This is a genomic window from Chryseobacterium sp. 3008163 (assembly GCF_003669035.1).
Classification (GTDB): Bacteria; Bacteroidota; Bacteroidia; order Flavobacteriales; family Weeksellaceae; genus Chryseobacterium.
The window spans coordinates 2,442,236-2,457,595 of the sequence record NZ_CP033070.1 but is presented as its reverse complement, the minus strand read 5'-3'; the positions used below and the strand labels follow the sequence as shown (position 1 = coordinate 2,457,595).

General features: G+C 32.8%; 10 protein-coding genes and 1 pseudogene. 1 reads left to right on the top strand and 10 read right to left on the bottom strand.

Translation table 11 applies throughout. The features are described 5' to 3' along the window. The 6 genes from EAG08_RS11085 to EAG08_RS11060 form a co-directional block, all read right to left on the bottom strand. The gene (locus EAG08_RS11085) at positions 1 to 930 is read right to left on the bottom strand and encodes an LD-carboxypeptidase (protein ID WP_129535488.1); all 930 of its coding nucleotides are present in this window, start codon (positions 928 to 930) and stop codon (positions 1 to 3) included. A 117-nt stretch (positions 931 to 1,047) separates the two neighbouring features. Then, the gene (locus EAG08_RS11080) at positions 1,048 to 1,734 is read right to left on the bottom strand and encodes a LysE family translocator (RefSeq protein WP_129535487.1); all 687 of its coding nucleotides are present in this window, start codon (positions 1,732 to 1,734) and stop codon (positions 1,048 to 1,050) included. A 147-nt stretch (positions 1,735 to 1,881) separates the two neighbouring features. Continuing rightward, positions 1,882 to 3,954 carry a ribonuclease R gene (gene rnr / locus EAG08_RS11075; protein ID WP_262696833.1) on the bottom strand — a complete coding sequence of 691 codons (2,073 nt, stop codon included), beginning with the start codon at positions 3,952 to 3,954 and terminating at the stop codon, positions 1,882 to 1,884. Between the two features lie 78 nt (positions 3,955 to 4,032). Then, positions 4,033 to 5,055, bottom strand: a complete 1,023-nt coding sequence (locus tag EAG08_RS11070) for a YhcG family protein (protein ID WP_129535485.1) — start codon at positions 5,053 to 5,055, stop codon at positions 4,033 to 4,035. A gap of 277 nt (positions 5,056 to 5,332) precedes the next feature. Further along, on the bottom strand, positions 5,333 to 5,767 hold the full coding sequence (rpiB, locus tag EAG08_RS11065) for a ribose 5-phosphate isomerase B (protein ID WP_129535484.1): 435 nt from the start codon (positions 5,765 to 5,767) through the stop codon (positions 5,333 to 5,335). Positions 5,768 to 5,822: 55 nt separating this feature from the next. Further along, positions 5,823 to 7,421 carry a DUF4139 domain-containing protein gene (locus EAG08_RS11060; RefSeq protein ID WP_129535483.1) on the bottom strand — a complete coding sequence of 533 codons (1,599 nt, stop codon included), beginning with the start codon at positions 7,419 to 7,421 and terminating at the stop codon, positions 5,823 to 5,825. 618 nt (positions 7,422 to 8,039) lie between these two features. Between EAG08_RS11060 and EAG08_RS11055 the strand changes: the two genes are divergently transcribed. Then, complete coding sequence (locus EAG08_RS11055) at positions 8,040 to 9,230, top strand: phosphoglycerate kinase (RefSeq protein WP_129535482.1); 1,191 nt, start codon at positions 8,040 to 8,042, stop codon at positions 9,228 to 9,230. Positions 9,231 to 9,819: 589 nt separating this feature from the next. On the opposite strand, the gene EAG08_RS11050 is transcribed toward EAG08_RS11055, so the two are convergent. The 4 genes and pseudogenes from EAG08_RS11050 to EAG08_RS11035 form a co-directional block, all read right to left on the bottom strand. Continuing rightward, on the bottom strand, positions 9,820 to 10,641 hold the full coding sequence (locus EAG08_RS11050) for a class I SAM-dependent methyltransferase (protein ID WP_129535481.1): 822 nt from the start codon (positions 10,639 to 10,641) through the stop codon (positions 9,820 to 9,822). Between the two features lie 100 nt (positions 10,642 to 10,741). Further along, positions 10,742 to 12,603, bottom strand: a pseudogene (mnmG, locus tag EAG08_RS11045) (tRNA uridine-5-carboxymethylaminomethyl(34) synthesis enzyme MnmG). Positions 12,604 to 12,789: 186 nt separating this feature from the next. Continuing rightward, positions 12,790 to 13,197 (bottom strand): rRNA maturation RNase YbeY, encoded by a 408-nt coding sequence (ybeY, locus tag EAG08_RS11040; protein WP_129535480.1) that lies wholly within the window; start codon positions 13,195 to 13,197, stop codon positions 12,790 to 12,792. Between the two features lie 4 nt (positions 13,198 to 13,201). Then, positions 13,202 to 15,358 carry a patatin-like phospholipase family protein gene (locus tag EAG08_RS11035; protein WP_129535479.1) on the bottom strand — a complete coding sequence of 719 codons (2,157 nt, stop codon included), beginning with the start codon at positions 15,356 to 15,358 and terminating at the stop codon, positions 13,202 to 13,204. Positions 15,359 to 15,360: the final 2 nt, after the last annotated feature.

The following is a 15,360-nucleotide window of genomic DNA, read 5'->3' as shown; positions in this document are numbered from 1 at the left end:
CTATTTAAAAGTTAACGATACATTTTTTCCGGCTTTCAAAGATATTTCTGCTCCTATTATCAAAGGAATATTATTGTGAATATGCCCATTTGGAAAAGCAAAAACAGTCGGAAATTTATATTTTGAAATTCTGTCTGAGATTAATTTGTAAGCAAACTCATCAAAGCTTTCTTCGTATTGTTTATTTTCTTTTTCGTCTCCCATATTGGTCATTCCGCCTATAATTAAGCCTTTAATTTTTGTAAAAACTCCGGCCAATTCTAAGCTCATGATCATTCTGTCGAGTGCATAAAAGTTTTCGCCAATATCTTCGATGAATAAAATTTTATCTTTAAAATCAAAAGAATATTTTGTTCCTAAAAGTGCATAAATTAAAGCTAAATTTCCTCCAATCAATTCACCTTCCACATTTCCTTCTTTGTTGAAATGATTCGATTTTAAAGTATATTTTAAAGGTTTTCCTTTAAGAATATTAAAAGTCAGGTCATAACTTTCATCGGTCACTCCGAAACTTGAGGTTTTAATGGTTTGTCCGTGAATCGAAGCGAAACCTTTTTTCAACAAATAACTTTGGATCACTGTATTATCAGAATATCCAATATACCATTTCGGATTCTTTGTAAAACCTTTTAAGTTTAAATTTTCAATGAGATGCTGACAGCCATAACCTCCACGAGATGCCCAAATAGCAGAAATTTCAGAGTCGTTTAAAGCCCAATTGATGTCTTTGGTTCTTTGCTCTTCAGTTCCGGCATAATTGTAACCGTTTGAAAATTTTGTGTAGAGATTTTCACCTAACACTGGTTGAAAACCTTTGCTTTTAATTAATTTAATTCCTTTCTCAAGCTGAGCGGGTTCTACGGCTCCGGCAGGGGAGATGATGGCAATTTTATCGCCTTTTTTAAGAGATTTTGGAAATATTTTTTTCATCTGTATTTTTTATTGTTTTTATAGGTCATCTGCAATCGCTAAAACGTCATGGATATTTATACCATTAAATCATTGCGATTTCATTTTTCAATTGATGTTTTTTTTAATCAGACTGATCTATTGATCTTTCTTGTATTTTAGTTCTTTCTTTTCTGCTTCTTCTAATCTTTTGTCAAACTGATTAAACTTTTTGAAACTTTGCAGAAATATGAAGAAACTGAAAATAATAAGCACAATACCAACACCTTTTCTGATACTGTTTGCCAATTTTTGAGTCAATCTATCGTGGAATTGTTTTGATAAGAAAATTTTAGCCAAATCTATCAAAAGATAGGTCATAATCACGATGGCTAGGTATAAAATCAAAGTTCCGGTATCAGGATATTGATTTCTCACACCAATAACCGTAAGTAACCAGAAAAGTATGACTCCTACATTTAAAATATTTAACAGAAAACCATTAAGGAATGTTTTTATGTAGTTCTGACTGATGATTTTTTCTTCGCCGGGTAAATGCATTTTGGTTTTGGTTACCAGCATGACAATCCCATAAGAAAGAATAAGAATAGATGTTATTCTATAAAAACCGGGGTGTTTATCAATAAGATTTACAATGTCTGCACTGGCATAGTAGGCTGCTATAATGCACAGTAAATCTGCTGTAATGACACCAAAATCAAGTGCTAATGCGTGTCTTGGACCTCTTGTAAAACTGGTTTCTATCAAGAGGAAAAAAATTGGACCAATGAAAACTAAGCTCAACATAAAGCCCAGACCAACGGCCGATAATACGAGTTCAAACATTCAAATTTGTTTCTATCCCAAATTTAAAAATTATATTTCTATTTGTCTGCAAAAATGAATTTTTTAAATCTAAATCGTATGATAAAAACTTTTTTAAACAAAAAAGACTGCCACATAGGACAGTCTTTCATTATTTATTTTTAAAATTTAATCAACAATCTTAAAATCCAATTGCTTCTGAATTAAATTGGCTTTTACCACTTTGATCTGAACTTCTTCACCCAGCTGAAACTTTCTACCTGTTCTTGAGCCGTAAACAGCGTGTGTCGACTTATCATACGTATAAGAATCATCCATCAAATCACGTAATTTAATCAAACCTTCAGCACCGTTTTCAGGAATCTGCACCCAGAAACCAAACTCTGCAACTCCGGAAATAACACCCGTAAATGTTTCTCCCAAATGTTTTTCCATGAATTTTACCTGCATGAATTTGATAGAATCTCTTTCTGCATCGGCAGCCAAACGTTCTCTTGCACTACAATGTTTAGCTTTTTCTTCCAATTCATTTTTATCAGGAGATTTTCCGCCATCTAAATAATGTTGAAGTAATCTGTGCGCCAATAAATCGGGATAACGACGGATAGGAGAGGTGAAGTGTGAATAATAATCAAACCCAAGACCGTAGTGACCAATAGGCTCAGTAGAATAAACTGCTTTGCTCATACTTCGCATGGCAAGTGTTTCGATCATATTTTCTTCTCCCTTACCTTTTACTTCAGAAAGTAAGTTATTTAGAGATTCGGCAACTTTTTTGGTGTTTGCCAGATCCATTTTATATCCGAAAGTCGAAACGAAATCTCGTAAAGCTTCTAATTTCGCAGGATCTGGATCGTCGTGAACTCTGTAAATAAAGGTATTTCCGTTTGGTCTTCCTTTTTTAAGAGAAACAAATTCAGAAACCTTTCTGTTGGCCAAAAGCATGAATTCTTCAATCAAATGATTTGAGTCTTTGCTGACTTTAAAGTAAACTCCAATCGGTTCGCTTTTTTCATTTAAATTAAATCGAACTTCGCTTCTGTCAAAGGTAATCGCACCGTTTTTGATTCTCTGATCACGCATGATTTTTGCGAGTCTGTCGAGCGTCAGAATTTCTTCCGTTAAATCGCCTTCCTGAGTCTCAATTCTTTCCTGAGCTTCTTCATAAGTAAATCTTCTGTCTGAGTGAATTGCGGTTCTTCCAAACCATTCATTCACCACTTCAGCTTTATCATTCATCTCAAAAACCGCAGAGAAAGTAAATTTATCCTCGTTCGGACGTAACGAGCAAACGTCATTACTTAAAACTTCAGGTAACATTGGTACAACTCGGTCAACCAAATACACAGAAGTAGCTCTTTCGTACGCTTCATCATCCAACATTGTTCCCGGAACTACATAATGCGAAACGTCGGCAATGTGTACTCCGATTTCCCAATTTCCGTTGTCTAATTTTTGTATAGATAAGGCATCATCAAAGTCTTTTGCATCTTTCGGGTCAATGGTAAACGTGCAGATTTTTCGCATATCTCTACGCTTCGCAACCTCTTCATCGGTCACTCTTCTGTCAATTTTATCGGCATCCGACTCTACTTCTTCAGGAAAGCTGTACGGCAAACCGTATTCAGCTAAAATAGAGTGAATTTCTGTTTCGTGTTCTCCTGGAGCTCCAAGAACTTTAATAATTTCACCATCAGGATTTTTATCTCCAGGTTTCCATTCCAGCATTTTTACAACGACTTTATCGCCGTTTTCTGCACCGTTAATTTTACCTTTTGGTATAAAAATATCAGTGTTAATCGTTTTTTTATCGCAAACGACAAACCCGAATTCTTTATGCTGAACGAGCTGGAAAGTTCCTACAAATTCTGTGCGGCTTCTTTCTAAAACTTCAAGCACAGAGCCTTCCATTTTCTTTCCTTTAAAATTGTAAGTAACGATAAGAACTTTATCGCCTTGCAATGCATCTTTTACATTCTTTGCGTGAACGAAAACATCATCTTTTAAATTCTCGACTGTTACGTAAGCATTTCCACTTTGATTAAAGTCTATAATTCCGGTTAAAGTACCTTCAATGTTTAGATTGATGCTGAATTTTCCTTTTTCAGTTTCTTTGATTCTTTGATTCGCTAAGAGCTTATGCAAAGATTGAATCACTAACTCACGTTGTCTCGGATTTTTATAGTCAATTCCGTCTGAAATCTGTTTGTAATTGTATATTTTGGTTTGGTTCTGATTCATGAAACGGAGAATCAGTCTTCCGATTTCCAATAGTTTTGAGTCATTTTTCTGACTTATGTATTTATTTTTTTTTGCATTTTATTCTTTTAAATTTTTAATATAATTATCAAATTTCTCTGATAATTCTTCATTATTTGGTAATAATTTTTGGTAATCTTTTGGTAATTTTTCTGAGGTGGAGTATGTTGCGACTCCGATTGGCAGATTACCTGATTTCAGCGAATATTCTACGATTGTACGGTCTTTACTTTTGCAAATGATAATTCCTATAGCTTCATTTTCGTGGGATAATTTTACTTTATCATTCAGAAGATTAAGATAAAATTCCATCTTGCCTTTATATTCCGGTAAAAATTCTCCTACTTTCAATTCTACCGCAACAAGACTTTGTAATCTGCGATGAAATAGCAATAAGTCGATAAAATATTCCTTCTCAGAAACAGAAACTTTATATTGGTTTCCGATAAAAGAAAAATCACTACCCAATTCCAGCAGGAAGCCCCGGATGTTTTGAATTAATTTAATTTCTAATTCTTTTTCAGAATGCTCTTCTTCTATTCCAAGAAAATCAAAAATGTACTCGTCTTTTACTGCTAGAATTGCTTGATTTTTTAACTTCTCAGGTAAAGTTTCATCAAAATTGGTTTGGTTTAACAGATATTTTTCAAATGTTTTATTTTCAATTTTGTGAATGAGAATATTTTTTGTCCAACCAAATTTCTTGGTTGAGAGGATATAAAATTCTCGTTCTTTTGGATCCTTGCATTTTCTCAATATCACAGTATGTTTACTCCAGCTAATTTCTCCTACCAATGGTTGGAGATTTATATCTGATTGATATTCAGAATAAAACTGCATCATTAGCCACAGATTAGTAGTGGAAAAACCTCCAACTCCAGGAAATTCTTTTTGTAATTCTTTGGATAGTGTAGCAACAACAGATTTCCCCCAATTTTCTGTCTGGTTTTCCGATATAGATTTCCCAATTTCCCAATACAGATTAATCAAGGCAACATTCACCGCCTTCATTGCTTCGTACTGTGCATTTCTTACTTTAGTTTTAATTTCGGAAATGAATTTTATTTGAGAATTTTCTAACATTGATGATATTCGTTTACATTAATAAAACTGCTTTTAATAAAGTAAATGATCTTTTAGTTTTAATATTTTTTAATTGAATTTTCAGTTATAATGAAAGTTTTAGTTGTATAAATTTAATACAAAAAAGGAGAAGTGGGAGGAAAACCTTTCAATAAATATCTAAATTATTTTCAGGCTTTGGATGGAATAAACAGATTGGTAATTTCTGTTTGATAACGCAAATATAAGAAATAAAAAATAAATAAGGCTTGCAAACTGAATTACAAGCCTTTATGATTTAACAGAATGCTATTTTATCAACTCTTGTCTGATGCCTTCCACCTTCAAAATCGGTAGAGAGAAATCTGTTTGCAATTTCTATAGCAACTTCTTTAGAAATAAATCTAGCAGGGATAGAAATCATATTTGCATCATTATGCTGTCTTGCCAACTCTGCAATTTCCGGCATCCAACATAGTGCACATCTGATTTTCTGATGTTTGTTTGCCGTAATCTGAACTCCGTTTCCGCTCCCACAGATCAGAATTCCTAGTTCATTTTCACCGTTCTCAACAGAAGTTGCAGCAGGATGCACAAAATCCGGATAATCTACACTGTCGGTAGAAAATGTTCCAAAATCTTGTACTTCAAACTTTTCTTCAAGATGTTTTTTTAGGATTTCCTTGTATTCAAAACCGGCATGGTCTGCGGCAATAGCGATTTTTCTTTTCATTTTTATATACTTTTATTTTTTATTCATTTTCTAACATAAACTGATAACCAATTAATTACAATCCCATTAATTGATTATTTTTGAGTGAGTTTACTTTGTAAGAGAAGTTTATTTTCTTTGTCTCATTTGCGTTCAATGAAATATCCCAAGTTAGAATTCCTGTCTTTTCATCATATTCTTCAATCCCTCTATCAATCATCGTAATGATAATCTGCTTATCAGATGAAATAGGAATTTGGTCTTTTACTTTTATATTTATTTTTTCGCTTTTGTTGTTTCTTACAGTAATCTCGTATGCAAATTGCTGTTCTTTATTTGTAGAAGAAATATTTTTTGTAAACGTTTTATCTTTTACAGGCTGTCTCTTTACATTGATTCTACGGTCTTCGCCCAAAGTAAGAACCATTTTACTATCAGTAGTTTCCGGATTTATGACTGTTTTTCCGACGTTGGTATCTTCGAATACGATATTTGCATCAGCTTTTATCAGATTATATTTATCCAAATTCTCAATTTCGGCAACCAAAAATGCTGAATTTGAATATCTTGGAACCGAAGAATAAATAAAATTGGCTGGAATCTCGAGAGCATTAAGATTTATACTATTGTCTTTATTATTAGATAAAATTGTATAGTTATCTTCCAATTCATAACTCAAATTTAATTGATTCTGTGAAGCAGTATTTCTTACATTCCCTGTGATTACCACTTCAGCTATTTGAACTGAACTTGCAGATCTTGTAGAAATTTCATTTTTTTCACTTTCATTGTATTTTGGTGGTGGCGGCTGGTAATACAATTGCCAAACACCCAATGTAGGAAGTACCTTTTGCTGATTCGGATAGCCGGAAACAAGGTTCATTTTAATGTTTTTCCAATCTAAACCTGAGTTTTGACGAACCATTGCCTTGTATCCCAAATTTATTTTACTGTTCAATCCATTTGCAATAATATCGTAATAAGGTCTCCAAGAAGCTTCACGAACGGTATATTTAATATCTAAATTGACATTTTCATTAGCTTCTGCTGAAATTTGAAGGATGAGTTTTCCTCTCGGATAATTTTCTCTTTCTTTATTATTAAGATTAAATTTTGTCTCTAAACCAGCCAATTTATTTTGCCATTTTTCTAATATTTCCTGATTGCTGTCGTAGGCTAAATTTAATTCCAATCTTTTCTTTTGATTAAATTTTACCAGCTTAGAGACTTCTGAAGCGTACGAAGTAGAACCAGAATTTACAGTTTGATTTTTATCTAAAATCTCAATACTTTTTGAAATAGAAACACCTTCTAAGTTCAAATTTTTTATTTGCTTTCTTACTAAATCTATACTATCTAAAACAATCTTGTGTTGAGGGTTTTTCTTATCCAATGCCACTTCATACATTCCATCATCGTTAGAAAAACGGTAGGTAAGGATAGAAATTTTATTCTTACTTCCTATTTTTATGGTACTCTCATCTATATTCTCTGCGATATTGGTAACAACAATTTCCGAACTTCCTTTCGGAATTTTAAAAGCAGTGCTGGAAAAAAGCTCTCCGGATTGTTCGTAAACCGTAGCAGATTTGAGTTCAGCTTCTGCAAAGATCGATTTTTGGGAAAAAATAGAAATTGAAAAAATACTAAAACCTAACAAAAGGAAGTTTTTCATTTTATTAACATTTGAATACTACAAATTTAAGTATTAAAATGCAAAATGTGATTTACCTACTCATAAAATGTGAAAAGCACTGTGAATAACTGTGGAAAACTTTTCTGAACTAAATATTTCTTAATCCAAATAAAATGTTACTGAAAGTTGTCTCCAAAAATAATGACCAAAACTTCAAAAAACTTTCCTGTCAGAAATCTGGCATTTCTCCATAATCAAGAAACTAATATTTAACATTGCTCAAAAGTTACTAATATTTGTTAATAAGTCTTAAAATTATCAGCTGTTCAGCAATTTACATTGTTAATTAAATATGAATTGAATTCAAACTGAATGTTATGAAGTTTTAACATAAAAGTTATCCCCGAAACTCACAACACTCAACAACAACTATCATTCTTTTTTTTATATATAAAGAAATTAATGTTGATTAGTGAGTGATGGGTTTGTGGGAAATTTTTTGAAAACTTTTGTCTTTTTGAATCTTTTGCAAAAGTTTAAAATCTTACATTTGTGAAACAAAAATTAGAAAATATTTATGAATCGAAATGAATTGAGAAGAGACAAATACTAATTCATCAAAACGATTTCAAAAAAATAAAAATATTAAATCAGCATATGAAAACAATTAGTGATTTCAATTTTAAAGATAAAAAGGCTTTAGTAAGAGTTGACTTTAATGTACCTCAGGACGACCAGCTGAAAGTTACAGACAACACAAGAATTTCGGCAGTGAAACCAACTGTTGAAAAGATTCTTAAAGACGGGGGTTCTGTAATTTTAATGACACACCTAGGTAGACCAAAAGGAGAAGTTAAAGATGAATTTTCTTTAAAACATATTGTAGAAGAAGTTTCTAATGTTCTTGGTCATCAGATTAAGTTTGTAGAAGAATCGATAGGAGAGAAGGCTGAGCAAGCTGCTGCAGAACTTCAACCTGGCGAGATTTTATTATTGGAAAACCTGCGTTTTCATAATGAAGAAGAGAAAGGTGATGAGGCGTTTGCTGAAAAACTTTCAAAATTAGGAGATGCTTACGTGAATGATGCCTTTGGCACAGCTCATAGAGCTCATGCTTCTACAGCGGTTATTGCTAATTATTTTAATTCAACTAAATTTTTCGGTTTACTGATGGCTAATGAATTAAAAGCGATTGATAAAGTTTTAAAAAGCGGTGAAAAGCCTGTTACAGCGATATTAGGAGGATCAAAAGTTTCAACTAAAATTACCATTATAGAAAATATTTTACCTGCAGTTGATAATTTAATCATCGGTGGAGGTATGGCATTTACTTTTATTAAAGCGTTGGGTGGTAAAATTGGAAATTCATTGGTAGAGGAAGATAAATTACCACTAGCATTAGAGATTTTAGGAAAAGCCAAGGAACATAATGTAAAAGTATATTTACCTTCAGACACTGTAATTGCTGAAAGTTTCAGTAATGATGCAAATAGAAAAGAGGTTGATATCTATGAAATTCCAGAAGGTTGGATGGGATTAGATGCAGGACCAAAATCTCGTGAGCAGTTTAATGATGTTTTATTAAACTCTAGAACAATTCTTTGGAATGGGCCGATTGGTGTTTTCGAAATGTCTAATTTCTCTGCCGGTACAATTGCTTTAGGTGATAGTATTGCTGAAGCTACAAAATTAGGAGCTTTCTCTTTAGTAGGTGGTGGTGACAGTGTAGCTTTTGTTAAACAATTCGGTTATGCTGATAAAGTGAGTTATGTTTCTACAGGAGGAGGGGCGATGTTGGAAAGTTTAGAAGGTTTAGAACTTCCGGGTATTGCTGCGATTAATAAATAAATTAATTTAAAAAAAATATTTAAAGTCTGCTGAATTTTTTCGGCAGATTTTTTTATTGACAATTGTAATTTCTGAAAAAGTAATAAAAAATGACCTTCAGACTTATATTAAAAATTTAAAATCTCAGATTTTCCGAGGATTGATATCTAATTTCTATTTAAGGTTAAAAATGATTGGTTTTTGTAAGAATTTGTAGCAAGAAAATCAAATTTATCTTAAAATCAGTATTTTTTGGTTAATATTTAAGTTTTTATTTTTTGAAAATGAAACTTAGTTAAACGACTATATATTTTAGTGGAAAATTATTTAGTCCTTGAAAATTTAAAATTTATAGAATGAAAAATTTAGCAAGTCGATGATAATGACTCTTTAGAAATTTATAATTAATAAAACTGAAATATTTTTAAACAAGAACAAGAATATTAAAATAGAATTGTAAATTTTAAAAAATTTGAACTTGTAAATTTAAAATTAGTTAACGAAAGAAAATTTAGAAAAGCAAAAAACTCAGGAAATTATCCTGAGTTTTTTATTTTTATGCGAATTATGATGAAAATCGGCTTTCAGAAATGCCTTAAAAATCGATTTTCTACTTTTTTTCGATAATGTATATCAAACTTGAAAATTCGTTAGAAAACAATGCTTTTACGTTAGAAATCGTTCCGTGAATGACTGCTTTTAGCCAAAATAGAGGTGATTTTTTATATTTTTCGCTCAGCATCGAGATGTAATAGGAATCTAAAACCAAAGGTTTAATTTTTCTCATTTTCCAATTTTGATTTTTTGATATGAGATTTTCCATTCCATTTTTAGAGAAATGAAAGATGTGTCTTGGCACGTCATAAGCTGCCCAAAATTCTTTATAATGTTTTGCATCGTAAGAAGTAGGGTTAGGAACTGCAATAATCAATAAACCTTTTTCTTTTAATTTAGAATGAAAAACTGACAACATTTCACTTTGGTTTTCTATGTGTTCGAAGACATGCCAAAGGGTAATTGCATCTAAACTTTCGTTTTCTATCAATTGAATATCTGCTATTATTTTTGCTTTGGAGACCTTACTTGTTGCAGCTGTTTTAGCATCAGGATCTGGTTCGAACCCAAAAGTTTCAAAATCATTTTCAATAAATTTAACAAATTCTCCGGCACCGCAACCATAATCTAATACCTTAGAATTCTTTTTTATTCTATCAATTAGAATAGTTTTTTTATACTGAAGATTGAAAGATTGTAAAAATTTATAGAGTTTTTCTTTTAAACTTCCTGAGTCTTGATGATGAGAAATGTAGTCTTCACTTTCATAATATTTAGAAATATTAGATGGAATAGGAAAGGTTTTAAAAACTCCTTTGGTTTCCGTTTCTTGTATTTCAAATATTTCCTGAGAAAGAAAATGATCTTTTATTTTCATTTTGATTATTGTATTTTAAAAATAAAGGTATTCAGAAAAGTGTTTTAAGCCTCTAAATACCTTAGTTTATTGTATATGTTTCACGTGAAACATATTTGGTTTATCGTCCTAAATACACCATTAAAACGTTAATATCAGCCGGAGAAACGCCACTTATTCTGCCAGCTTGAGCCAAAGTTTTTGGTCTTACTTTGTTCATTTTTTGCTTTGCTTCCGAAGAAAGACTTGTGATTTTAATGTAATCAAAATCCTCAGGAATCTTTACATTTTCAAGTCTGTTCAGCTTGGCAACATTCTCTTTTTCCTTTTCTATGTAGCCTTTATACTTGATATTAACTTCAGCTTGTTCTCTTACTTCATCGCTAAATTGAGATGTAAACTCTTTGATAGTGTCAATCAAATCAAGTTTATCTAAAGTAATATTAGGTCTGGTAAGAAATTGAGAAGCTCTATATGCCTGATCTACAGGATTACTTTCAATACTTTCTAATATTGGATTGATAATTCCTGGCTTTAAAGAAGTTTCTCTAAGATAAGCTTCAAGTTCCTGACTTTTAGTGATTTTCTCTTCAACTTTCTTTAATCTTTCTTCTTTTGCTAAACCTAAATGATATGCTTTTTCAGTCAATCTAATATCTGCATTATCCTGTCTTAAAAGCAATCTGTATTCAGCTCTGGAAGTAAACATTCTGTAGGGTTCTTCGGTTCCTTTTGTAATCAAATCATCGATTAAAACGCCGATATAAGCCTCATCTCTGTTAAGAATGAAGTCATCCTTTTCATGAACCTTATTGTGAGCATTAATACCTGCCATTAAGCCTTGCCCGGCTGCTTCTTCATATCCTGTTGTACCGTTGATCTGACCCGCAAAGTATAAATTATCCACCAATTTAGTTTCTAAAGTATGCTTTAATTGAGTAGGAGGGAAGTAGTCATATTCAATAGCATAGCCTGGTCTGAATACCTTTACGTTTTCAAATCCTGGGATATGTTTCATTGCTTTGATCTGAACATCTTCGGGTAAAGAAGAACTGAATCCATTGACATAGATTTCTACTGTTCTCCAACCTTCCGGTTCTACGAAAAGCTGATGTCTTGTACGTTCAGCAAAACGATTGATTTTATCTTCAATACTTGGACAATATCTTGGTCCTAAACTTTGAATTGTACCATTGAACATTGGGCTTCTGTCAAAACCTTCACGTAAAATATCGTGTACAGCTTCATTAGTATAAACGATATGACAGCTTAATTGTTTGGTTAATTTAGGAGTATCTAAATAGCTGAATTTTTGAGGATTTTCATCACCTTTTTGTTCTTCCATTTTAGAATAATCGAGGCTTCTACCGTCTACTCTTGGTGGAGTACCGGTTTTCATTCTTCCAGCTTCAAAACCTAAAGAAACCAATTGTTCGGTAATTCCGAAAGCTCTTGGTTCGCCCATTCTACCACCTCCTAATTGTTTATCACCAACGTGTATCAAACCATTCAAGAAAGTGCCGTTTGTAAGAACTACAGAGTTTGATCTTATTTCAATTCCTAAAGAAGTTACAACACCGACAGCTTTATTATTTTCTATAATTAAGCTCTTCACCATATCCTGAAAGAAATCAAGATTTGGAGTGTTTTCTAATGCATAACGCCATTCTTCTGCGAAAAGCATTCTGTCGTTTGCGTTCTAGGAGACCACATAGCCGGACCTTTTGAAAGATTCAGCATTTTAAACTGTATCGCAGATTTGTCAGCAATAATTCCGGAGTAACCTCCCATCGCATCTATTTCTCTTACGATTTGTCCTTTGGCAATTCCACCCATTGCCGGGTTGCAGCTCATCTGTCCGATGGTCTGCATATTCATAGTAACCAATAAAGTTTTTGAACCTAAATTGGCAGCAGCGGCAGCAGCTTCACAACCAGCGTGACCTGCACCTACTACAATTACATCATATATTTCTGAAATCATTTTAATTGCTTATTTAAGCCTTAAATTTTTAAATTCTGTATAAATGTTTCACGTGAAACATTGTATCGAAATAGGGCTTAAAAGTGCCTGTATTTCGTGGTTTCTAGCCCCGATGGTAGCATTTGTTTGAGCTCTTTTTTCTTTGAAAAAAGAAAAAAAGCGAGTGCGGACAGCGGGAAATAGCTCCTAATTATATTTTGCAATATAAAAGTCTTCTTTGCTTCGCATTTCCTGTTCTTCTTCTTCTGATTTATCTTTATAACCGCACAAATGCAGAATACCGTGAGCCAAGACTCTTCTTAATTCTTCTTCGTAGTTTTTGGATAGGGTAGAAGCGTTGTCTGAAATGCGCTGCAAAGATACGAAAATCTCTCCGCTTATTGTTTTGCCTTTCACAGAATCGAAAGTGATGATGTCGGTGTAATAATCATGCTGCAGATAATCCTGATTTATTTTGAGTAAATACTCATCGTCGCAGAATACGTAATTAATATCACCTAGTTTTTTTTCTTCTGAAAGAATGATTTCTTCCAGCCATTTTGTATAATCTGTATTCACAGATTCTTGTAGGTTTTCGTAAAAGAATTGTATCATTGTTTTAAAACCAGTGCCCTAAAATAACACTGAATATACCTTTTTGATTATTTTTAAGTGAATGGCTGAAGTTGAATTTAATTTGTCCGAAAGGAGATTTATACCCCGCCATGATTCCTACAGAGCTGTAATTAACTTTTACTGCATCTTCGAAACTTATATCGTCTGATAGATTGGCAAAAGAGAAGTTTCCGCTCAGGAAAAAGTTTTTATTGAACTTAAATTGAAGATCATTTGAAATTAACGCAACATTATTGCTGTTTAATTGTGCAAAATAAAAGCCATTGAATGTTTTGAAATTGATGACATTTTGCTCGAAAATTCCACCTAATCTGTATTGATAGTATTCTGGAAGATTTTCACCAATTGTTACTCCGCCATACAAATTAAGGTGATAACTGAACTGCTTTGACAAAGGAATATTGATTCTTATATCTGCTTTTACCTGAACCACTCTTTTGTCGACAGCAGATTTCAGTAAATCTATTACTTTTCCTTCAGCATTCAAATAAAATCCTCTGCGCGGAAAGTCTTTATCGTCCTGAGTGTCGCTTTTTAGAAATACATAAGGGTTCAAAAATCGATTTGATCTCTTGTTGATACCGTTCATTTCAGCATCGAAATAATCGTGGCTTAATCCGGCTCCAACAGCATATTTATCTTTCCAGACAGATTGAATGTAAATTTCGTTTCTAAGCCATTGCCATTTATCAACGTTGATATTGTTGTTTCCTTTCAAATCAAAACTCATCCCCGAAGAGTAAAGCCCGAATCCCGGAATGTAGCCATTATCTACAAAATAGTTCAAGTAATATCTAGGTTTGTCACCTACGACAACATCTAAGGATAAATTTGAATTTTTGAACAATAATCTTTTTGCTGAGTAATTAAGAAGTAATCCCGTTTTGAAGATTTCGTCGTAATGCAATCCGAACTTTAGAAAATGTCTTGCATCATCTTCTGTTACATACAATTTTAGATAATTTATATTATTTTCTGTGACGATGTCGTAGTTAATGAAACGGTAGTTATTTGTCGCCACCAATTTATCAATCCCTTTATTCACACTTCCGTAGGTTTGCATAGACGGAAGACGAAGCCCCATCTTTCCTAAGACGTAGTTTTTACCGTAAATTCTGCTTCCAATTAATGAAATGCTGTCAATCTTATAGACATTAGAATAAATAGGATTTACGGGCTGCCTAAGGCGTTCGAATGAACGTTTAGGAAGATCATCCAAGATATCTGTATATTTTAAACCTTCTACAAAGCCACTGTCAAGAATTTTCTTCTTTTCATCATAACTTGTTGCGGTCATTCCTTTCAAATTCGGTTTGATATTAATGTCGGTGAATCTATACTGACGTCTTGTGTCTTTTTGAATTCCGAAGTCAATTACCTGATTCAAAATTGAAATGATGTTGTTTAAATCTTCTCTTTTTGAAAGATCTTGATTTAAATCTACGCCAATTACAATGTCAATGCCTTTATCTTTTAAAGGTTTTGAAGGATAATTAACGGTCATCGCTCCATCAATGTAAATACTGTCTCCAATTTTCACAGGATCCATTAATGAAGGAAATGCTGAACTTGCCATGATAGACTGTACCAGATCCCCTTTTTCAAAAATCTGCATATTGCCACTTTCCAGATTGGTAGCAACGCACATGAAAGGAATCGGTAATTTGGAAAAATCTTCAATGGTTGAAACATTTTTAAACAATTCTTTGAGCAAATAAACATTTTTCTGCCCGGAACTGATAGAAGAGGGAAGATTGATTTTCCCGTTTTTTAAAGGAATCGAAAGAAGATATTTGTCAACAGATTTGTTAAAGAATGTGCTTTCTGTGCGGGATTTTGGATCTCTGATTAAAGAATAGAAATCAGTATCCATTACAATTTTTTCGATGTCTTTTCCTGTGTATCCGGAAGCATATAATCCGCCGACAATTGCTCCCATACTGGTTCCGGATATATAATCAACTTTTACTCCTAAGGAATCTAAAACTTTCAAAACACCAACGTGTGCGAAGCCTTTCGCTCCACCTCCGGCAAGGGAAAGTCCGATTTTTGGATTTTTTGGTATGACCAAACCTTTTTTCACCTGTGATTGGACGAAAAGTAACTGAAATGCAAATAAAAGAACAAGGAGTTTCTTCATAA